Origin of the sequence: Acinetobacter sp. S40 (assembly GCF_016624705.1) — a bacterium.
Classification (GTDB): domain Bacteria; phylum Pseudomonadota; class Gammaproteobacteria; order Pseudomonadales; family Moraxellaceae; genus Acinetobacter.
Genome location: NZ_JACVTU010000001.1, coordinates 455100 through 475972 on the forward strand (window position 1 = coordinate 455100; position 20873 = coordinate 475972).

The following is a 20873-nucleotide window of genomic DNA, read 5'->3' on the forward strand; positions in this document are numbered from 1 at the left end:
GTTTTTTAATTTATAAAAATGATAAATTAGTTTTATGTAAAACATTCGCTATAATCACGATAAGATTAGAATTACCCAGTCCAATGGCAAGCACGGTGGAGAGCGACGACATGGCAGGCAATACCCAAGGCGCAAAAACTTTATATGACAAATTGTGGGATGACCATTTGGTCTCACAGCGTGATGATGGTTCAAGCTTAATTTATATTGACCGTCATTTATTACATGAAGTAACCAGTCCGCAAGCTTTTGAAGGTCTACAACTTGCAGGTCGCAAGCCTTGGCGTTTAAGTGCAAATATTGCAACACCTGACCATAATGTTCCAACCTCAAAAAAAGAACGTGAACAAGGGATTGCGGGTATTGAAGATGATACTTCACGTATTCAGGTACAAACGCTTGATGATAACTGTAAAACCTTTGATATCGTTGAATTTGGTATTAATGATATTCGTCAGGGTATTGCACATGTCGTGGGGCCTGAGCAGGGTTTAACTTTACCGGGAATGACGGTAGTTTGCGGTGACTCGCATACTGCAACACATGGTGCATTTGGTTGCTTGGCGCACGGGATTGGAACATCAGAAGTTGAACATGTATTGGCAACCCAGTGCCTTGTTCAAAAGAAAATGAAAAACATGTTAGTTCGTGTTGATGGTACTTTAGGTAAAGGCGTAACCTCTAAAGATGTCGTCTTGGCGATTATTGGAAAAATTGGGACAGCGGGCGGTACAGGTCACGCCATCGAATTCGGTGGTCAGGTATTCCGTGATATGTCGATCGAAGGTCGTATGACTGTCTGCAATATGGCCATTGAAGCGGGCGCGCGCGTGGGCATGGTTGCTGTGGATGACAAAACCATTGAATATGTGAAAAACCGTCCGTATACGCCTAACGGTGAACAGTGGAATCAAGCTGTTGCTTACTGGAAGACTTTACATTCTGATGAAAATGCACAGTTTGATACTGTCGTGGTATTGCAGGGTGAAGAGATCGAACCGCAAGTGTCTTGGGGAACTTCACCTGAAATGGTGATTCCAGTGTCTCAGGCAGTACCCACTTTGGAACAAGCTAAAGATGACGTACAGCGTAATGACTGGACACGTGCTTATCAATACATGGGTTTAACTGCGGGTCAAGCATTGGAAGATATCCAGTTAGATCGAGTATTTATTGGTTCATGCACCAACTCGCGAATTGAAGATATCCGTGCTGCTGCTGAGGTGGTAAAGGGCCGTAAAGTTGCTTCAAGCATTAAGCAGGCGATGATTGTACCGGGTTCAGGTTTAGTGAAACAACAAGCAGAGCAAGAAGGTTTAGACCAAGTTTTCCTGGAAGCAGGTTTTGAATGGCGTGAGCCGGGTTGTTCTATGTGTTTGGCTATGAATGCAGATAAATTACAGCCGGGTGAACATTGTGCCTCCACTTCAAACCGTAACTTTGAAGGCCGTCAGGGCAATGGTGGGCGTACTCACTTAGTCAGTCCTGCAATGGCAGCAGCTGCAGCGATAGCGGGTCATTTTGTTGATGTTCGTTCATTCTAAGGGAGCCGGATCATGAAAAAATATACTGTAGAACAAGGTATTGTTGCACCTTTAGATCGTGCCAATGTCGATACCGACTTAATCATTCCTAAACAGTTTTTAAAATCGATTAAACGTACAGGTTTTGGCGATAACTTATTTGATGAGTTACGTTATTTGGATGAAGGTTATTTGGGGCAAGACATTAGTAAACGTCCTAAAAACCCTGATTTCGTTTTGAATCAACCCCGTTATCAGAGTTCAACCATTTTATTGGCGCGGACTAATTTCGGTTGTGGTTCAAGCCGGGAACATGCACCGTGGGCATTAAATGAATATGGTTTCCGTACGGTGATTGCACCCAGTTACGCGGATATCTTTTTTAATAACTCGTTTAAAAATGGCATGTTGCCTGTAATTTTGTCAGAAGACATCGTCGATCAGTTATTTAAAGAATGTGTGGCAACGGAAGGTTATCAACTTACAGTTGATCTAGATGCGCAAGAAGTCCGTACTCCATCAGGGCAAGCATTTAAGTTTGAAATTGATTCATTCCGTAAACATTGTTTATTGAATGGTTTGGATGATATTGGTTTAACTTTGCAAAATGCCGATGCGATACGTGAATTTGAGGCACAAGCCAAGCAGTCACGTCCTTGGGTATTTCAGGAATTAAAGCAATAAATACAGGCGGTAGATTTTAAAGATAGCAATAGCATAGATGCTCAACTCTTGTTACCATGCAGGCTTAAAGACGTTGAAAACTTTACTGTAAATAAGGTTGGGCTCTGACAATGAAGAGGACATTTCGCCATAGTGTAATGCTTGGAATATGCTCAGTCGTACTGAGTGCATGTCAAAGCACTCACACCGTTGTCGATACTTTGCGTATTAAACAGGCGGAGACAGGAACGACTCGAGCCAATGCCTCTATCTATTGCGCCGGAGTAAAACATTGCGAGTTTGAACGTATAAATACAACGCCGATTATGGATGCAAATACCCATCGAGTAAGCTCAGATAGCCTTAAACAGGGAATTGTGCGTTTACAGGGTTCTGTTTTTAGCCAACATAATGCCATGTATTTGTCTGTACCAGCCGATCAATATGAATTGGTGATTCGTTTTTATCCCATTTCGCCAGATCGCGCTGAAACTTTCCATGTGATTTACCAATTTAAACCGAATCAGCACTATACCTTTAAAATGTACCGTGATCGCTCCAAACATACGGGTGGAAGCTTGCTTAATGTTTCTGCACCAGAGCCTTTATGTGTCGCGATGCAAGAAGGACAGCGTATCATTCGCCGTTTTTGTCGTCCTTTTGACGCAGCGACAGGTTTGGGTGAGTTTGTAGAACAAAAGGTTTAATGAACCATCAGCGCATTAGCTGATACAGTGAAAAATGGAAAACAGAGATGTCTAAACAAATTTTAGTTTTAGCGGGAGATGGCATTGGCCCAGAAATCGTGGCTGCCGCTGAAAAAGTATTAACCTCAGTCAATCAAAATTTTAATTTGGGTTTAAGCTGGGAATATGGCTTACTTGGTGGTGCTGCAATTGATGCGCATGGCGAACCATACCCGGCGGTCACGTCTGAACAAGCTAAAAAAGCGGATGCTATTTTACTAGGCGCTGTGGGTGGCCCAAAATGGGATACTATCGAACGTGCCATTCGTCCAGAACGCGGCTTACTTAAAATTCGTAGTGAATTGAATTTGTTTGCCAATCTTCGCCCCGCTATTCTTTACCCTCAACTTGCGGATGCTTCAAGTTTAAAACCGGAAATTGTTGCAGGTTTGGATATCCTGATTGTTCGTGAATTAACAGGCGGTATTTATTTTGGTCAGCCACGTGGTATTCGTGAACTGGAGAATGGCGAAAAACAAGGTTATAACACTGACGTTTATAGTGAATCTGAAATTAAACGTATCGCCAAAGTCGCTTTTGAAATGGCTGGACTACGTGGTGGCAAAGTTTGTTCAGTCGATAAAGCCAATGTTCTGGAAGTGACTGAGTTATGGAAGCAAACCGTGACTGACTTACAACAGGCGAATTATCCAGACATTCAGCTTTCACATATGTACGTGGATAACGCAGCTATGCAATTGGTACGTGCGCCGAAGCAATTTGATGTAATTGTCACGGGGAACTTGTTTGGCGATATTTTATCAGATGAAGCTGCAATGTTGACAGGTTCAATCGGGATGTTGCCATCTGCCTCACTGGATGAAAATGGCAAAGGTATGTATGAACCTTGCCACGGTTCTGCACCAGATATTGCTGGAAAAAATATTGCCAATCCATTAGCGACCATTCTTTCTGTTGCGATGATGTTACGTTATACTTTCCGTGAAGAAGCTGCGGCAAAAGCGATTGAAGATGCTGTTGGTAATGTGTTAGATCAAGGATTACGTACTGCGGATATCTTGTCTGACGGCATGACCAAAGTCGGAACTTCAGAAATGGGTGACGCTGTGGTTAAGGCACTCGCTTAATTTTTAAATTCGGTGATTTAGATTTAAAAAACGCAGCTTGACTGCGTTTTTTTATGATCTTTGGTTTAAATTTGAATTAAAAGTCTGCCTTAACAGGCTTTTCCTTGATATTGAATAGATTCAGCAATTTGATGATTTAAATTAAAGATAATTTTGCAATTAAAATTAACATCGTAAGAATTGGCTGAATAATTACCCAATTGTAGAGGTATAGCATTCCCACCAATGTCGACATTACTGACAATAGGGGTGGGAATATTCATAGGACGCAAAATAGTATAAGTAAGTTGCTTCTCGGTGATGCTAGGCTGATCTAGTACCTGATAACCTAATGATTTGAGATCGAGGTTTTGTTGAATTTGCTGTGCAGACTGGCCAATAAATTGTTGTAAATAATCCTGTAAATTTACTTTGGATGAGGTGGACGTAACACATCCCTGAATGCCCAATAGAACACACGATAAGATATAAAATTTGTAATTCATCATTAAAGTCCTTTTTTTATTTATAGCACGATTAAAAGTCAAAATTTTATCGGAGTCGAGAGGATTGCTGTAAAGTTAATAAAGTATGTGCTATTGGCAATGTTTGAATATAAAAAAAGCCACATATAAAAAGTGGCTTTTTGGCATGCGCTAAATGAAATTAGCGTGCGCGATAAGTAATACGACCTTTGGTTAAATCGTAAGGGGTCATTTCAACTTTAACGTTGTCGCCCGTTAAAATACGAATATAGTGTTTACGCATTTTACCAGAAATATGTGCAATTACTTCGTGACCGTTTTCTAAACGTACACGGAACATCGTATTAGGAAGCGTTTCGGTGACAACGCCTTCGAACTCGATGAGTTCCTCTTTATTGGCCATAGCCTACCTGATGATCAAATTGGAAAGGCGCAAATTGTAGTCAATTTTTTACCAAAAAACAAGACCAATGCCCCAATTTATGGAGTTTGTCAAAGTGGCAGATGGGTCAAATTCAACAAAAAAAATGTGTAAAAATGACCTGAATTGAGTTGTCACTTTGGTCAATCAGCGGTAATCTAAATTACGTTTTTAAGTATAAATGAAGAACATACAAGGAAGGATGCCACGTGGGTCAGCTAACAGATGCATCGGTTGTATTACGATTTGGCTATCAAGCGATTCGTCGTGCGGGATTGCCAACCGAAGAAATTTTAACAAAAGCAGGTGTGGCCTTAAATCAGGTCGATAATAATACCCGTACCCCTTTGAATGCCCAATATGCGTTCTGGATTGCAGCAGAAGAGGTGAGTAAAGACCCCGACATTGGTTTACATCTGGGCGAACACTTACCCTTGTATCGTGGTCAGGTGATTGAGCATTTATTTATTAGTAGTGAAACATTTGGCGAAGGGCTAAAACGTGCTTTGGCTTATCAGCGGCTCATTAGCGATGCTTTACATGCGCGTTTAGTGGTTGATGAAAATGGTTGTTATCTTACCAATGGTGAACAAGCTTTTTCTGACAATATAGTCAATCGTCATTTTTCAGAATGTGCATTGTCTGGGATTTTACGTTTTTTTAAATTTATTACAGAAGGTGCATTTAAACCTATATTTATTGATTTTGATTTTAATAATGGTGCACCAGAGGACGAATATCTACGCGTTTATGGTTGTCCAGTGAGTTTAGGTCAAAAAGAAACACGCTTATATTTTGATGCGGATATTCTAGACTACCCACTTTGGCAAGCAGAACCAGAACTATTGCAACTACATGAGCAGCTGGCGATTGAAAAGCTTCAAGAACTAGCACGTTATGACTTAGTCGGTGAAGTACGCCGCGCGATTGGTTCAACACTGGAAAGTGGTGAAACCACGCTTGAAACTGTCGCAGCACAATTACATATTACTCCGCGGCGTTTAAGAACCCAGTTGAGTGAAGCTAATACCAGTTTTCAGCAGATTTTGTCTGATTATCGCTGCCGTCTGGCTAAAAAATTATTGGCCAATACTAGTGAAAGCGTTGAACGCATTGTTTATCTGACTGGATTTTCTGAGCCTAGTACTTTTTATCGAGCATTTAAGCGCTGGACCAATGAAACTCCAGTAGAATATAGAAAGCGTAAACAACGTTCTTCCTAAACAAAAGCATCCTTTAAGGATGCTTTTTAAATTTTGGTTTGATGAAATAATGCTAAGAAGCTTTGAATGGATAATCAAATTGAACCGAGCAAAGTGTAGAACTTTTAGAGTGAATGTTAATCTTTTCTTGGCTTAACACATTAAGCAAATGCGTCAGATAGATTGAGCCAATGTGGTCCAAGCGGAGGCTGGGGCAGTTCAAATTGGTCAGGATAATAGGCCTGAACAAAATATAAGCCGTGTGCAGGTGCTGTAATACCTGCAGCCTTACGATCTTGTGCTGCAAACATGGTATCAATATGATCTATGCCATAAAGTCCCTGTCCAATTTCAAGCAGACAACCCATGATATTACGCACCATATGATGTAAAAAACCATCGGCTTGAATATCAAGTACCAAATAACGACCATGTTCAATTAATTGGCAATGACTGACATGACGTACTGGCTGATTCGATTGGCATGCGGCCGCCCTAAAACTTTCAAAATTGTGCGTACCCTCAAATTTGGCTGCTGCCAACTTCATTTTTTCGATGTCCAGCGGCTGATAAATATGCGTTACCTGTTTATAAAGTAATGCTGGACGATATGCGGTGTTATAGACCACGTAACGATAGCGACGCGCAATCGCTTTAAAACGCGCATGAAAATCAGTATCCACTTCCTTGATCCACTGGATCGAAATGTCTTTGGGAAGCTGGCTATTTGCACCCATCATCCAGCCACGTTCGGGACGTATAGCACGAGTATCAAAATGTGCAACCATATTGGTGGCATGTACACCGGCATCAGTACGTCCGGCACCGTGCAAAATAATAGGCTCATCGGCAATAGTACTTAGTACACGTTCTAAAGCTTCTTGTACACTTGGAACGCCCGCTTGTTGCGTTTGCCAGCCCCGATAACGAATACCGCAAAATTCAATACCGATTGCAAAACGCTGCATATTTAGACCTCAAGGATTAAGACAGTGCCCAGTGTTGCTCACGCAATTCTGGTGAGTCGAATTGTAAATAAAGTTGTAATGCTTTGGCATATAAATCAGCATGACTATGTGTATTATTGATCAATATTTTAGCTGTGTGTATCCATTCGCTGACTGCATAACGTTGATCGATCTGACCAAAACAGACCTGTGTTGTTAAAATAGTTAGGCAACCTACCTGTCTAAGCTGTTGTAAGAGCGCAATTATATCTTCATCAACTGCCAGGTTACCGGTTCCAAAACCCTGAAGAATTAAAAAATGAGGGGGAAGCGGTAGTAAATTTTGTAATTGTTGCTTGAAGGCATTTAAACCGATTGGCTGTGCCATCACATTTAAAATAGATAAATCCTCACTATGCAATAAATCTTCATCATTTACCAAATAAGATGGCACTACAGTCCTACAATCGTGATTTGCCAAGATTCCTGTAAATGCATCCAGCTCAGTTGTATGTGTTTTTAAAACAGTTTGTGCATGAAAGATCTGGTGATGAAAAGCAAGATAACTACCAGCAGGTAATTTTACGACTTGATCAAGCGCATAATATAAGTTGTCCAGTGCATCAGTAAATTCACGTGTATCTGTACCTGTTTTATTGAGAAGGGGATACTGGCTTCCTGTAACGACCAAATGACAAGATTGACCTAAAAAACGTGCCAAGGTTGCGGCAGCATAACTGAGCGTGTCAGTTCCGTGAATCACGACGAAATGGATATAGCCTTGTAACTGTAAAGCTTGTATTTGTTGGATTAAAACCAGCCAATCTGCAGCACTACAGGCACTACTGTCTTTAATAACAGGCGCAGAGAAACAATCTACATTGAATTCTAAAGGGATAGTTCGTTGTAATTGAGTTTTGAATTGGGCATAAGGCATGGGTGCGAGAGGTTCACCTACACAACCAAATGTGCCACCCATATATATTAATGCTATTTTGTTCATAATAAAAAAGCAGTCTAAACAGACTGCTTATGGTAGAACGATCTTTTTTAAGATGCTATTCGATTTAGTAAGTTTTTTGAAAGCTCACGTTGTTCGGCGTTAAAGACTGCTTCGTTTTTAGCCAATAATATTCGTGCTGAATCATAAGCACCTAATTCAATATATTGGTTCGCCAGATTTAAATCTAATTGAGCTTCGTTGATCTGTGCAAGTTCAGGAAAGGACTGAACCAGTGGATCATTTAAATCAAATGAAGACGATGTTGTAGAGAGTTGTGAGTTTGCTTCTGTGAGTGGTTCACTTGCTTGATCAAAAGATAAAGTAGGTGTTACGGTTGTTTCTAACTGTGCTGGAGTGGATTCTAGCCCTAACTGGTCAAATTTAAATTCAGGTAAACCGTCTGCTGTATCTTTTGTTTGGCTTTCAGTAAGTTCATTTGCAGGTTCTAATGACGGTTGTGTAACAAAATCCAGATTGGAGAAATCTAAGCTTACTTCAGTCGATTCAGTTTCAGCTGGAGATGTCTGAGGAGGAGTAATCTCAATATTTTGTATAGTTTCAATATGACTATTTGAAACTTCTCTAGGCTCCAGAGTTAAAGAAAACTCCGTATGAGGGCTTTGACTTTCAGAAAGTGGTTCTGGAGAAGCTGGTGTTTGTTCTACTACTTTTGCTGTTTGATCAAAAGCAAAATTAAATTCTAATGCTTCAATTTCAGCAGGATGGTCTTTTTTAATTTCAGTAGAATCAGCGACTAAAGTAGTTGTTTCACTATTTTGTTCTGAAGGCTGAACCAATGCATCAAAATCCGCATCACTGACCACTTTGCGAGCAGTAGATGTTTCCTGAGCTGATTGGGATGCATTAAAGTCAAAACTATTTGAAGAAAACTCAATCGAATCTGGTTGTTTTTGTTGTTCATACTCGCGTTTTTTTGCTTCTGCCTGCATGACAATATCTTGTAAATCAAGTGCGCGCAGATGGGTGATCAGTTGATCAATCGCAAACTCATCTTTTTGTAGAATATGAATATCGAGAAGATGTAAGTAGAGACCGTGTTGTGAATTATCCCGATTTAAAGCCTGATTAATTTGTGCTTCTGCGGTGGAATAATTACCAGTTTGTATCAAAGAGACAATTTTTTTATGCAAATCCTCAGCGACAGGAGTAGTCTTTGTCTGCTCAGCAATAATGGTTGGCGTAACTTCACGAGACTCGCTACGAGGGCGACTTGCCGTTTTTCCAGCAGTTTTTTTGCCCTTTTTCTTTGCACTGACTTTATTTGCCGGTTTTTGCTCTTCTTTACTGGCTTCCCGTTTTTTTAAAACAACCGCAATCACTAATAAAATAATAAACGGAATCACATACAACATGCTTCTACCCCTTCAAGCATAAGTCTTTTTTGACTCAATCAAATATCTATATGCGAATAACTTTAATGTAGTGGCTTTTTAGCATTTTCTCGCTCTTTTAACTGTTGCTGTAATTGTGCCAGACGAGCATTTAAAAGCTGGATTCTTTGATCCTTTTGATTGAGAGCCAGTTCCATTTCAGTGACGCTTTGCTGTAATTTAACGGTTTTTTCTCGTGCTGTCATAACTTTTAATGACAACTCAGCAGTGCTTTGATCCTGTTTTGTGCTGTGTTTCGCGCTTCCTTGAGTAGAATCTTGTTCATTGTCTGCAACTAAGCTCATTTCTGCCTGATTGAGTCGATACTTTGCACGTCCTGATGCTTGTGTTGAGCTGGATGGAGCTTTGATTTCAGCTGTTTTTTGTGAATTTTGATGCACGGCTGCAGAAAGGTTGAGGGCAACACCTTGTCTTAAACGATTGACGTCACCCTGAATAAACGCATGGCTGTTTTGTGCTTTAATTTGCTGCATAACTTGTGAAATAGGTTGATTTGTTTGCGTCGCAATTCGATTCGCGATACTCCATAACGACTCATTACGTTGCACGATATGCTGCTTTTCAGCAGAAGCTTTTACGTCTTCAGTCGTTTTGTCATTTATTTTGGAAGCATTATTCTTTGCTAGCGCTTTTTCTGGACGAGACTCTGGTACTTTCTTGGGTAAAGGAGCGTTTGTTTTTTCTTTGGCTGTTTCAGTATCCTGTTTTACAGGCTGAGTAGAGAGAGGCGGAGCTTGTACACTACTTTGTGGGGCGACATTAGATACGCTTGCGCCATTGGGTTGCAAAGTTTCTTTTATTTTTAAATGTGCGGGTGGAGAAAGCTCAGTGGCTTGTGCTTTTACTTGTTTTTCTGGTGCACTAACTATCGCTGTTTGTAATGTTGGTGGTGGAGTTGTATTAATGGCTAGTGCTTGAGAACGATCTGCGACTAACCCAGTATTCGAAGTGTAAGTCGTTTTAGGTGTTTCAACGGCTGGAGTCGTATTTACACCAGAATAACGCGTACTCTCAGGTAAATTAAGAGCAATATCTTTTTCACTCACAATAAATTTGGGAGTGAGTGGTTTTTCATTTGCCGTTTGTAGTGCAGGGACCGCTTTGCGATTAATTGATTGTTTAATATGCTGTAATCGCGCGCCATTGCCTTCCCGAATTTTAAGTACAATATCGAGTTCAGGTTGGGTAAAGGGTCGAGAAGAAGTAATGACAATAACACCTGTACCTTGTCCATTGCGCCGTGCAAAAAAATTCAATTGAGCGGGTGGCTGATGAGCAATTCCTATACCCATCAAATCCTCAGGTGTTGCCAGACTGACCTGTAAATTTGAGGACACATCGGCCTGACTGAAATTCATTTCAGCATACAGCAAATCTCCAGGAGCGGACATGATTTGTAGGGGCTCAAGCGTTATCGCATGTAAAGTCTGCGTCGCAAGAATGGTCAGAATCGCAATTTTTAATTTGTTATAGACAGTCATCTCGTTCCATGAAGCAAGAGTAAAGCGGTCAGGTAATACAATACCCAGATGTTATCCGAATGTAAAACTTTTACAGAAGAAGTACATAAAAAAGCCGATCATGCGATCGGCTTTTTCACTTAAATAGTGATCTTAAGCATTTTTATATTCAATCAAAATACGTAGCATGCGACGTAGCGGTTCTGCTGCGCCCCAAAGAAGCTGATCACCGACAGTGAATGCGCCTAAATATTCTTTACCCATATTAAGCTTGCGCAGACGACCTACAGGAACAGAAAGAGTGCCGGTAACTGCCACAGGGGTTAAATCAGTCATCGAGGCTTCGCGTGTGTTTGGTACAACTTTTGCCCATTCGTTGGACTGACGAATCATATCTTCGATTTCATCCAGTGGAGCGTCTTTTCTGAGCTTGATAGTGAGTGCTTGTGAGTGACAACGCATTGCACCAATACGCACACAGTGACCATCAATAGGAACAATTTGCGAATTACCTAAAATTTTGTTGGTTTCCGCCTGACCTTTCCATTCTTCTTTGGACTGACCATTTTCGAGCTGTTTGTCGATATACGGAATTAAAGAACCTGCAAGCGGTACACCGAAGTTTACTTTAGGAAAGCCTTCGCCGCGCTGTAAATCTGCAACACGACTATCAATATCTAGAATGGCTGACTTAGGATCATCTAACAATTCTTTAGTATTGTTATATAAATAACCCATACCTGTGAGTAGTTCACGCATATTTTGTGCGCCTGCACCTGATGCAGCTTGATAGGTCATGGCGCTCATCCATTCCACCAAATTGTTTTGGAAGAGTGAACCTAAGCCCATTAGCATCAGGGAAACTGTACAGTTACCGCCTACAAAAGTTTTAGTACCTTTAACTAAACCTTCTTTGATGACTTGAGCATTGACTGGATCAAGTACAATGATGGCATCATCTGCCATACGCAATGTCGATGCAGCGTCAATCCAGTAGCCATTCCAACCTTCAGCTTTGAGCTTTGGAAATACCTCTGACGTATAATCACCACCTTGACAGGTAATAATGACATCCATTTGCTTCAGACTCTTAATGTCTGTCGCATCCATAAGTGCTGGGGCAGTTTTACCACCAAATGAAGGGGCTTCACCACCTGCATTACTGGTAGAGAAGTAAAATGGCTCAAAATGAGCAAAATCATTTTCTTCAACCATACGTTGCATAAGGACGGAACCAACCATCCCGCGCCAACCGACCAGACCTACTTTCATGTCACTTTGCCTCGGTGCGTTAAAAAATGTAAAAGGGGGCTTGAGTGTATCAAAAGCGACCGCAACTGCAAGTATTATCCAATTAAAACATTCTGTTTATTGTGAGTAAATTTATGAATGTGCTACATAAGAACAATAAAATTGAAAAATTGGTAAAACCCATGCTGGAGTCAGTCCTTGATACTATTTATTGAAGTGTGCGCCGTACTTGTCATTTGGCTGACTTTCTGGTCGCTCATCCCACGTGATGAATGGTGGATTCGGGGTGCTGATTTTCCTCGCTTGCAAATATTGGCTGTGGGAGTGATCGCACTGCTGTTTTTATTATTTTGGGATGCTCCGTGGAATCTTATACGAGAGCTGATTGTATTAGGTTTGATTGCAGCGCTTGCTTATCAGTTAAAAATGGTATTGCCTTATACCTTTATCTGGAAAAAGCAAGTTAAGCAGATTAAGCCTGAACAATTCAATCCAGATCAGCAAATCTCTTTATTAGTTTGCAATGTTTTGACTCCAAATGATCAATATCATTTATTGATTGAGCAGATTCAACAGTTAAAACCCGATCTGGTATTGACTCTGGAAACTGATCAAACATGGCAAAATGAGTTAACGATTATAGAGGCAGATTATCCTTATCGGGTTCCGGTTCCATTAGATAATTTGTATGGCATGCATTTATATAGTCGATTGAAACTGCAAGATACTGAAGTTAAATTTATCTTAAGTGATGAGATTCCATCGATTCATACTACGGTGATTTTACCAAGCGGTTTAGCCGTTCAGCTTTATTGCTTGCATCCAAAACCACCAAGTCCAACCGAAGCAAAAGATTCGACCTTACGTGATGCTGAACTCTTGTTGGTGGGCGATCAAATCAAGGATCTGGATCAAAGCTGTATTGTAATGGGGGATCTCAATGATGTTGCATGGTCACGCACCACACGCTTATTTCAAAGAATTAGCGGTTTGCTTGATCCTCGAGTAGGGCGTCATTTTATCAACACTTTTCATGCTGATTATCCTTTATTACGCTGGTCACTGGATCATATCTTTCATAGTACCGATTTTGCCTTGGTCAAAATGAAGCGTTTACCGAATGTGGGGTCTGATCATTTTCCCGTTTATGTGGTATTACAAACGGGACGGATTTTTGAACAGATACAAGAGGAGTTGACAGAGACTCAAGACGACCATGAAGAAGCTCAGGAGGCGATTAAGGAAGGGATTAGTAAGGCGGAGAAAGAGGAAAAAATCGTGACGGATGACATTGCGCAGGCTTATAAAACCTAAATACTGTTGTAAGCAATTGCTTACATTAAATGCGGTCTTGAGCGAATAGCCAGTCAAGTTCCCAGAAGGTATTCTATCTTCATCGGCACAGGAATTGGGAATGGAATATCCCCACTATGGAAGACTAAGCCGAAGGATGAACATCAAGGATTTGATGACGCTAGGGAAGCAACTTTTAAAATAACAAAAATTACTGAAAGCACAACCTCATTTGCCCGAGTTTTGCAGGATGCAGAACTCGGGTTATGATTTTTTAAGATCGACAATGAACAATTTTCTCCCTTTATATATCATTCAAAAATTTAAGATCTATAGGGCCAATTTGACTGATTTAGCACGAAATGCTTTGCATAATTTTGGCCTTATATACTGAAATTGAGTGCGAAATTCAGAATTTTAACCTAATAAAATGGTATGAATTTTAGGGCTTAATGTCTGTTATTTATTCATTTATTCGTTTTTTTATTACAGTAATGGTTTCTAAATAAGCAAGTTTTGATTAATAAAACTACAGAGTTGCTCTTTTTTTCATATTACTAATTCAGCCTTGTTTTATTTTTGAACAATTAAAAGTTTTTAAATATATAAAAAATATAAATATATTTTTAATAGGAGGCGCTTTGTTTGACTTTCTACTGGTTTAGTATTGTTAAATAATAAAATCTCTCTAGAATGTGCCGATCATTTATCGCTCGTTGTCCGTAGAACCTGAAAATTGAGCTGATGGGTTAAGGGTTAGAGCTCATCTCGGATCAAAAAGGAATTTTACGAACTCATTGTTTGTTATAGAGCGCATCTACTCTCCTGTTCTTATATCGTGCTTTTTGAGCACAAAGGATTGTCTTATGAAGAACTTTAAAATTAGCCTTGCATGGCAAATTTTAATTGCTTTGATCCTTGGTGTGGTTGTCGGGGCTATTTTACACAACCAACCAGAAATAAAAGACGCTGCGGTTAATAATATTTTAAAACCTTTGGGTCAGATTTTTATTAGCTTGATTAAAATGATTGTAATTCCAATCGTTTTTTCTACGCTTATTTTGGGTATTGCTGGTGTTGGTACAACCAAAAGTCTGGGAAGACTTGGTTTTAAAACAATTCTATATTTTGAAATCATTACCACGATTGCGATTATTGTCGGTTTAGTTGCAGCAAATATCTTCCAACCAGGTGCTGGCGTAGATATGTCCGCTTTGGTGAAAACAGATATTTCGCAATATCAGCATACCACTCAAGAAGTTGAATCGCATTCACATGGCATTATCCAAACCATTTTATCGTTGATTCCAACGAATATTATTAGTTCAATGGCACATGGTGAAATGTTGCCTGTGATTTTCTTTGCGGTATTGTTCGGTATTGGTTTGTCCTCACTACCAACGACGACCAAAGAGCCACTGTTGCATGTATTTCATGCGGTGTCTGAAACGATGTTCCGTGTCACGCATATTATTATGAAATATGCACCAATCGGGGTATTTGGTTTAATCGCAGTGACCGTCGCGAATTTTGGTTTTACCTCGTTGATCCCACTCGGTAAGTTGGTTGTTCTGGTGTATGCCACTATCTTTTTCTTTGCTTTTGTTGTGTTAGGGATTACTGCAAAATTATGCGGTATTAATATCTTAACGTTAATGAAAATTCTCAAAGATGAATTGATTCTGGCTTATTCAACTGCCAGTTCAGAAACGGTTCTACCGCGTATTATGCAAAAAATGGAAGCCTATGGTGCGCCCAAAGCCATTACTAGCTTTGTGATTCCAACAGGTTATTCATTTAATCTGGACGGTTCAACCCTTTACCAAAGTATTGCTGCGATCTTTATCGCACAGCTGTATGGGATTGATCTTTCATTATATCAACAGGTAATTTTAGTCATTACCTTGATGATTACCTCTAAGGGAATTGCAGGTGTGCCAGGCGTTTCTTTTGTCGTGTTATTGGCGACTTTGGGCAGCGTAGGCATTCCACTTGAAGGTTTGGCCTTTATTGCGGGTGTTGACCGGATTCTGGATATGGCACGTACGGCGCTCAATGTGGTAGGTAATGCATTGGCCGTATTGGTGATTAGTAAATGGGAAAAAGTCTACGATGTAGATAAAGCCAAAGCCTATGAAGCCAGTTTAAATCAGCCAGAAGCCAGTTAGGCATCTGTGCATGGATATAAAAAAAGGAAGCATAAGTGCTTCCTTTTTTTATTTGAGTTTGTTCTGATCCAATACGAACTGATACAGTTTAATCGTCTCATGACACATCTCATCCAGACTAAACTTAGTTACAGGTTCAACATGTTGTGGATGATTAATATGCTGTTTAACGGCATCAAATAAAGCTTCACGATCATCTACCTCGATCAAGCCTTGCGGATAGAGGTTTGATAAAATTTCAGCAACACCACCTCTATTCCAGCCAATGACAGGCGTTCCAACTGATAATGCTTCAAGTGCAGTCCGCCCAAATGTTTCAGCCTGATTGGATAGAGACAGCACAATATGACTTAATGCTAGCCATTCACGAATTTCTGATGTGTGCCCCACAAAGGTAATTTTATTGCGTAGTCCACGATTTTGAATCGTTGCTTCAAGTTCATCTAGATAGGCTTTCTTTTTGGGATCTGCGCCACCCACCACAATGGCGTGTACATCTGGATAATCTGCTTGTAATCGTTCAATCAACTCAATCAGGGTTTCATGTCCTTTGAGCCGTGTAATTCGTCCTGGTAAGCAAATCAAAAACTTATTTTCCAGTTGTGGAAATAACGTATATTGATGATTGATCCATTGACCAGAAGGCTGATAACCATGCGGAAAGGCTTTGGGATCAATGCCACGATAGATGCGAACAATATCTTTTGCGGGACAGTTTTTATAATGGTCGGTAATATATTTGACCACACTGTCTGAGACTGCAATCACTTTTTCGGCTTGGGTCATAATCGCACTATAGCGGTTGACCGAATAAAAACCATGTACGGTGCTAATGAGATGTGGGCGCTTCTCTACCGGAATGCCGCGTAATGCAAAGTGTGTCAACCATGCGGGGACGCGTGAACGCACATGTACAATATCTGGCTGATATTGCTCAATTATTTTACGTAATGGCCGAATTTGCCAAAGACTGGATAATGATTTTTTATGAATTGCCAATTGTCGGTGAGTAGAGCCTTCAGCTTCTAACTGTGCAACTAGGCGTCCACCATTGGATATCACCAGAGATTGATGACCTCCTGCAACCAGAGCACGTGCAATTTCAAGTGTGCCACGTTCAACGCCACCACTGTTCAGTTCGGGAAGAAGCTGCATCACTTTCATGCTCAGATCTCAACTGTTTTCATTCTGGAATATTAATAAATGTTCTCGTAACCATCTGGACGAGTTTTAAAGCGGCGATGAAACCACATATATTGAGTTGGCGCAATACGCAGTTGATTTTCAATAATTTTATTTACTCGCGTTGCATCATCAATTTCATCATCACTCGGCATATTTTCAACTGCTGGTTCAATTAAAACATGATATTGGGGATTACGAATATCGCCGTGACGATAAAAATACAAAGGGACTGCTGCTGCTTTCGAAATTTTTAGCAAACGCCGATGTGCGGTTACTGTCGCAGCGGGGATACCAAAAAAAGGTGCCATCACTCCTTGTTTGAGCCCAAAATCCTGATCGGGGCTGTACCAAATGGCATCGGTATCTTTTAGTTTACGAATCAGTCCACGCATATCATCATGATCAATCTGATGCTTATAAATCGTGGCACGACAACGGTAAATCAACATATCGAGTAGGGGGTTATTTTGTGGTCGATAAACCACATCGGGTTCAAAATATTGGGAGCAGATATACCCCCCAGCATCTAGCAAGGTGCTATGAGTGCCGAGCAATAAAATCCCCTGACCGTTGGCTTTTGCATGGGTGATATGTTCAAGACCTTCAATACTAGAACGGCCTTTAAACCACTGCGGTGAGTACCAAGCATTGAGTGTTTCAAACACGCCGACCATCATGTCGACAAACACTTGTCTGGCGTGCTGTTCAACTTCTTGTGGAGACCATTCTGGAAAACAGACTTCCAGATTTCGAATCGTAGTTTTACGTCTGGATTTTAAGTATTTCCATGCCAGATTTCCCATAGCATGTGCCAGACGCCATTGAATCGCCCAAGGCAAAATCGCCAATAGCATTAAAAAAACAATTGTAACCCAGATGCCCCAATACTTGGGCAATAGAAAAGACCACTGAAATTCACCGGGCGTATAAGTGTGTTGCTGACTCATGCTTCTTTAGGAGTGAAAAAAGTAATTTAATATGACAGCAGTGTAACATGAACTTATTTTTTAACTTATAAGGTATTGGAGAAAATATCGTAGAGTGAGTTTCCTATTAACGCCGCTGCTCTAGAAGGATACGCACAGCAAGCGAGGCTAGAACTGTTCCCATCAACCACCTTTGTAACTGTGCCCAAAGCGGTTTCCTTTGTAAGAAAAGCGCAATGGTCCCTGCTGAAAAAACGATGAGAGCATTCACAGTAACACTGACAAAAATCTGGATCATCCCGAGCTGAATAGACTGAAACAGAATACTGCCTTGGTGTGGATGAATAAACTGCGGCAATAATGATAAATACATGATGGCAATTTTAGGATTCAGTAAGTTGGTGACGAAACCCATTACAAATAATTTGACTGGAGAATCAATTGATAAATCTTTGATGTCAAAAATCGGTGCAGCATTGGGTTTCAACGCTTTCCATGCTAACCAGAACAAATAAAGTGCGCCAGCGATGCGAATCGTGTCATAAGCATAAGGCACAGCAACAATCAGCGCCGTGATGCCGAGTGAAGCGCATAACATATAAAATACAAAACCAAGTGCAACACCAGCAAGCGAAATAAAGCCCGCAGTTTTTCCCTGACAAATTGAACGTGAGATTAAATAAATCATATTAGGGCCAGGCGTTAGTACCATAGCCAGACTGATCAAGGCAAAAGCGATCGTTTGAGAAAGGCTTAGCATGTTTATTTTACTCACGCTTTATACTTGTAAATAATTTGATAGTTATAGATTGAAGAGAACAAGCCTGCAAATATTATTTTTAAATAAATGAGCAAAACCTCCCAATGTTAAGACATGGGAGGTTTTCAAGGGAAGGATTAAATTCCTTTACTTAAATTTTCTAGTTCGTCCCAACGTTCCAATTTTTCAAGTAAAAGTTCTTCAATTTCAGCCAGACGCTGACTGGCTTGAGTCGCCGCCGCCGCATCTTTGATGAACCATGAACCATCGGCCAGTTTGTTTGAAAGATCTGCTTGTTCTGTTTCCAGTTTTTCCATTTCAGAAGGCAGTTGTTCAAGTTCACGCTGGTCTTTGTAGCTGAGTTTTACTTTTTTTGCAGGAGCAACTGAGTTTGCAGCTTCGGCTTTTGCTTGAGCCTTTTTTACCTCAGATTTTTGATCAACCACAGTCTGATTTGGGCGCTGGAGTAGGTAGTCCTGATAACCACCGACATATTCTTCAATGCCACCTTTGCCATCGAATACCCACGTTGAGGTCACGACATTATCCATGAAAGCACGGTCATGGCTAATTAACAGTAAGGTGCCTTTATAGTCAGCCAGCATTTCTTCGAGTAATTCTAAAGTGACCATATCCAGATCGTTGGTGGGTTCATCCATTACGATCAAGTTCGATGGTTTGAGCAAGAGTTTAGCAAGTAATACACGATTGCGTTCACCGCCAGAAAGTGCTTTAACTGGAGTACGTGAGCGCTCAGGTGAAAACAGGAAATCTTGCAAATAACTATAAATATGACGGCGCTGACCATTTACATCGACAAAGTCTGAACCTTCGGAAACATTGGCCATCACTGATTTTTCCAGATCCAATTGATTGCGCAATTGGTCGAAATAAGCCACTTCTAGCTGAGTTCCCGTTTTGACCGTTCCTTCATGGGCAATGTCACCTAAAATGGCTTTAATGAGCGTGGTTTTACCGACACCATTATCGCCGACCAAACCAATACGGTCACCGCGCAATACCACCGCAGAAAAGTCATGGATTAGAGGCTGATCACCATAGCTCACACTTAAATGTTCAATATCAAAGACCAGTTTGCCAGAGCGTTGCGCATCCTGCACACCCATATTAACTTTGCCTTGCTGAAAGCGACGTGCTTTAGATTCTTCACGTAAGGTTTTTAAAGCACGAACTCGTCCTTCATTACGAGTACGGCGTGCTTTGATGCCCTGACGAATCCATGCTTCTTCTTCAGCCAGTTTTTTCTCAAACAAAGCATTTTGCTTTTCTTCTGCTTCAAGCTGTTGCGCTTTTAAATCAAGATAACGTGAATAATTACCTTCATAACTACGCAAGATGCCTCGATCCAGTTCTACGATACGAGTTGCAAGACGATCAACAAATGAGCGGTCATGCGAGATAAATAATAACGTTAAATTATTTTGTTCAAGTAAGAATTTTTCTAACCATTCGATACTTTCAACATCCAAATGGTTAGTTGGTTCATCAAGAAGTAAAATATCTGGTTGGGTTAACAGGGCACGTGCTAGCAATACACGGCGTTTACGTCCGCCAGACAAATCAGCAAGGTCTGCATTGGGATCCAGTCCCATTTTTCCTAAGATGGTATTGACCTTGTTTTCCAATGCCCAGCCATCAAGTTGATCAAGTTTATGCTGTAAATGGCCCATACGGTCACAGGCTTCCATATTGCCGAGTACACATGCATCACTGGCTTCATGGTATTCTTTAAGCACTGTTGCAGCTTCACCTGCGCCATCGGCGACGATATCGGCAACTTTACCCGAATCCATTGGAACATCCTGCGCGAGCATGGACACGGTTAAGCCATTTTGAATAGAAACTTCGCCACGATCGGGCAATAAACTTCCCTCAATTAACTTAAGTAAAGTAGACTTGCCTTCACCATTACGGCCGATCAAACACACTCGTTCGCCACGCTCCAATACAAAGTTCGCGCCGTCGAGGAGGGCGGGTCCACCAAATGCCAGTTGGACATCCCTTAAAGTAATATAGGCCATAATGTTTTCCAAAATCCCAAATGAGGAGAGTTAAATGACTAAACCAACAGATTATGATGATCATGCGTCATTTTCCGCACCCATTGAAGATTTGCAAGTCCGAATTGCATTTTTAGATGATTTAGTTGAACAATTAAATACTCAGTTGGCGTTTCAATCTAAGGAAATTGTTGATTTAAAAAAACAAATGCAATTATTGTATCAACGGGTTGAGGCAACTGATTTGTCAGAGGGTATTGCACCGTTTGACCCTTTAAGTAACAAACCACCCCATTACTAATTTGTATTTCGTTTTCATTAAATGTTGAACCAAAGTGAT

General features: G+C 40.7%; 19 protein-coding genes. 8 read left to right on the forward strand and 11 right to left on the reverse strand.

Annotation, left to right across the window (positions count from 1 at the left end):
- The first annotated feature begins 110 nt into the window (after nucleotides 1-110).
- The 4 genes from leuC to leuB all read left to right on the forward strand — a co-directional run bounded on the left by leuC (nucleotide 111) and on the right by leuB (nucleotide 4020).
- Nucleotides 111-1544, forward strand: a complete 1434-nt coding sequence (gene leuC / locus IAE19_RS02030; protein ID WP_200459266.1) for a 3-isopropylmalate dehydratase large subunit — start codon at nucleotides 111-113, stop codon at nucleotides 1542-1544.
- 12 nt (nucleotides 1545-1556) lie between these two features.
- Complete coding sequence (gene leuD, locus IAE19_RS02035) at nucleotides 1557-2207, forward strand: 3-isopropylmalate dehydratase small subunit (protein ID WP_200459267.1); 651 nt, start codon at nucleotides 1557-1559, stop codon at nucleotides 2205-2207.
- A gap of 110 nt (nucleotides 2208-2317) precedes the next feature.
- Complete coding sequence (locus IAE19_RS02040; protein ID WP_200459268.1) at nucleotides 2318-2893, forward strand: hypothetical protein; 576 nt, start codon at nucleotides 2318-2320, stop codon at nucleotides 2891-2893.
- A 47-nt stretch (nucleotides 2894-2940) separates the two neighbouring features.
- Nucleotides 2941-4020 carry a 3-isopropylmalate dehydrogenase gene (gene leuB, locus IAE19_RS02045; RefSeq protein ID WP_200459269.1) on the forward strand — a complete coding sequence of 360 codons (1080 nt, stop codon included), beginning with the start codon at nucleotides 2941-2943 and terminating at the stop codon, nucleotides 4018-4020.
- Nucleotides 4021-4109: 89 nt separating this feature from the next.
- Here the strand turns inward: leuB and IAE19_RS02050 are convergent, their stop codons facing one another.
- Complete coding sequence (locus IAE19_RS02050) at nucleotides 4110-4508, reverse strand: hypothetical protein (protein ID WP_200459270.1); 399 nt, start codon at nucleotides 4506-4508, stop codon at nucleotides 4110-4112.
- 157 nt (nucleotides 4509-4665) lie between these two features.
- Nucleotides 4666-4887: a translation initiation factor IF-1 gene (gene infA / locus IAE19_RS02055; RefSeq protein ID WP_004718087.1), complete on the reverse strand. Its 222-nt coding sequence runs from the start codon at nucleotides 4885-4887 to the stop codon at nucleotides 4666-4668.
- A gap of 227 nt (nucleotides 4888-5114) precedes the next feature.
- Here infA and IAE19_RS02060 point away from each other — a divergent pair, with 227 nt between their 5' ends.
- Nucleotides 5115-6128 (forward strand): AraC family transcriptional regulator, encoded by a 1014-nt coding sequence (locus IAE19_RS02060; RefSeq protein WP_200459271.1) that lies wholly within the window; start codon nucleotides 5115-5117, stop codon nucleotides 6126-6128.
- A 140-nt stretch (nucleotides 6129-6268) separates the two neighbouring features.
- Here the strand turns inward: IAE19_RS02060 and truA are convergent, their stop codons facing one another.
- The 5 genes from truA to asd all read right to left on the reverse strand — a co-directional run bounded on the left by truA (nucleotide 6269) and on the right by asd (nucleotide 12201).
- On the reverse strand, nucleotides 6269-7075 hold the full coding sequence (gene truA, locus IAE19_RS02065) for a tRNA pseudouridine(38-40) synthase TruA (protein ID WP_200459272.1): 807 nt from the start codon (nucleotides 7073-7075) through the stop codon (nucleotides 6269-6271).
- A 16-nt stretch (nucleotides 7076-7091) separates the two neighbouring features.
- Complete coding sequence (locus IAE19_RS02070) at nucleotides 7092-8057, reverse strand: asparaginase domain-containing protein (protein WP_200459273.1); 966 nt, start codon at nucleotides 8055-8057, stop codon at nucleotides 7092-7094.
- 47 nt (nucleotides 8058-8104) lie between these two features.
- Nucleotides 8105-9430, reverse strand: coding sequence for a hypothetical protein (locus IAE19_RS02075; protein WP_200459274.1), 1326 nt, complete (start codon nucleotides 9428-9430; stop codon nucleotides 8105-8107).
- Nucleotides 9431-9492: 62 nt separating this feature from the next.
- Complete coding sequence (locus IAE19_RS02080) at nucleotides 9493-10950, reverse strand: FimV family protein (protein ID WP_200459275.1); 1458 nt, start codon at nucleotides 10948-10950, stop codon at nucleotides 9493-9495.
- A gap of 132 nt (nucleotides 10951-11082) precedes the next feature.
- On the reverse strand, nucleotides 11083-12201 hold the full coding sequence (gene asd, locus IAE19_RS02085) for an aspartate-semialdehyde dehydrogenase (RefSeq protein ID WP_200459276.1): 1119 nt from the start codon (nucleotides 12199-12201) through the stop codon (nucleotides 11083-11085).
- 180 nt (nucleotides 12202-12381) lie between these two features.
- Between asd and IAE19_RS02090 the strand changes: the two genes are divergently transcribed.
- Both IAE19_RS02090 and gltP read left to right on the forward strand, forming a co-directional pair.
- Nucleotides 12382-13494 carry an endonuclease/exonuclease/phosphatase family protein gene (locus IAE19_RS02090; RefSeq protein WP_200459374.1) on the forward strand — a complete coding sequence of 371 codons (1113 nt, stop codon included), beginning with the start codon at nucleotides 12382-12384 and terminating at the stop codon, nucleotides 13492-13494.
- A gap of 845 nt (nucleotides 13495-14339) precedes the next feature.
- Nucleotides 14340-15641, forward strand: a complete 1302-nt coding sequence (gltP, locus tag IAE19_RS02095; protein WP_200459277.1) for a glutamate/aspartate:proton symporter GltP — start codon at nucleotides 14340-14342, stop codon at nucleotides 15639-15641.
- 48 nt (nucleotides 15642-15689) lie between these two features.
- On the opposite strand, the gene IAE19_RS02100 is transcribed toward gltP, so the two are convergent.
- The 4 genes from IAE19_RS02100 to IAE19_RS02115 form a co-directional block, all read right to left on the reverse strand.
- Nucleotides 15690-16805: a glycosyltransferase family 4 protein gene (locus tag IAE19_RS02100; RefSeq protein ID WP_200459278.1), complete on the reverse strand. Its 1116-nt coding sequence runs from the start codon at nucleotides 16803-16805 to the stop codon at nucleotides 15690-15692.
- 32 nt (nucleotides 16806-16837) lie between these two features.
- Nucleotides 16838-17773, reverse strand: a complete 936-nt coding sequence (locus IAE19_RS02105; RefSeq protein ID WP_200459279.1) for a lauroyl acyltransferase — start codon at nucleotides 17771-17773, stop codon at nucleotides 16838-16840.
- Nucleotides 17774-17879: 106 nt separating this feature from the next.
- The gene (locus IAE19_RS02110; RefSeq protein WP_200459280.1) at nucleotides 17880-18512 is read right to left on the reverse strand and encodes a LysE family translocator; all 633 of its coding nucleotides are present in this window, start codon (nucleotides 18510-18512) and stop codon (nucleotides 17880-17882) included.
- A 137-nt stretch (nucleotides 18513-18649) separates the two neighbouring features.
- Nucleotides 18650-20554, reverse strand: coding sequence for an ATP-binding cassette domain-containing protein (locus IAE19_RS02115; protein ID WP_200459281.1), 1905 nt, complete (start codon nucleotides 20552-20554; stop codon nucleotides 18650-18652).
- A gap of 34 nt (nucleotides 20555-20588) precedes the next feature.
- Here IAE19_RS02115 and IAE19_RS02120 point away from each other — a divergent pair, with 34 nt between their 5' ends.
- Nucleotides 20589-20834 carry a SlyX family protein gene (locus IAE19_RS02120; RefSeq protein WP_200459282.1) on the forward strand — a complete coding sequence of 82 codons (246 nt, stop codon included), beginning with the start codon at nucleotides 20589-20591 and terminating at the stop codon, nucleotides 20832-20834.
- The last annotated feature ends 39 nt before the right edge of the window (nucleotides 20835-20873 follow it).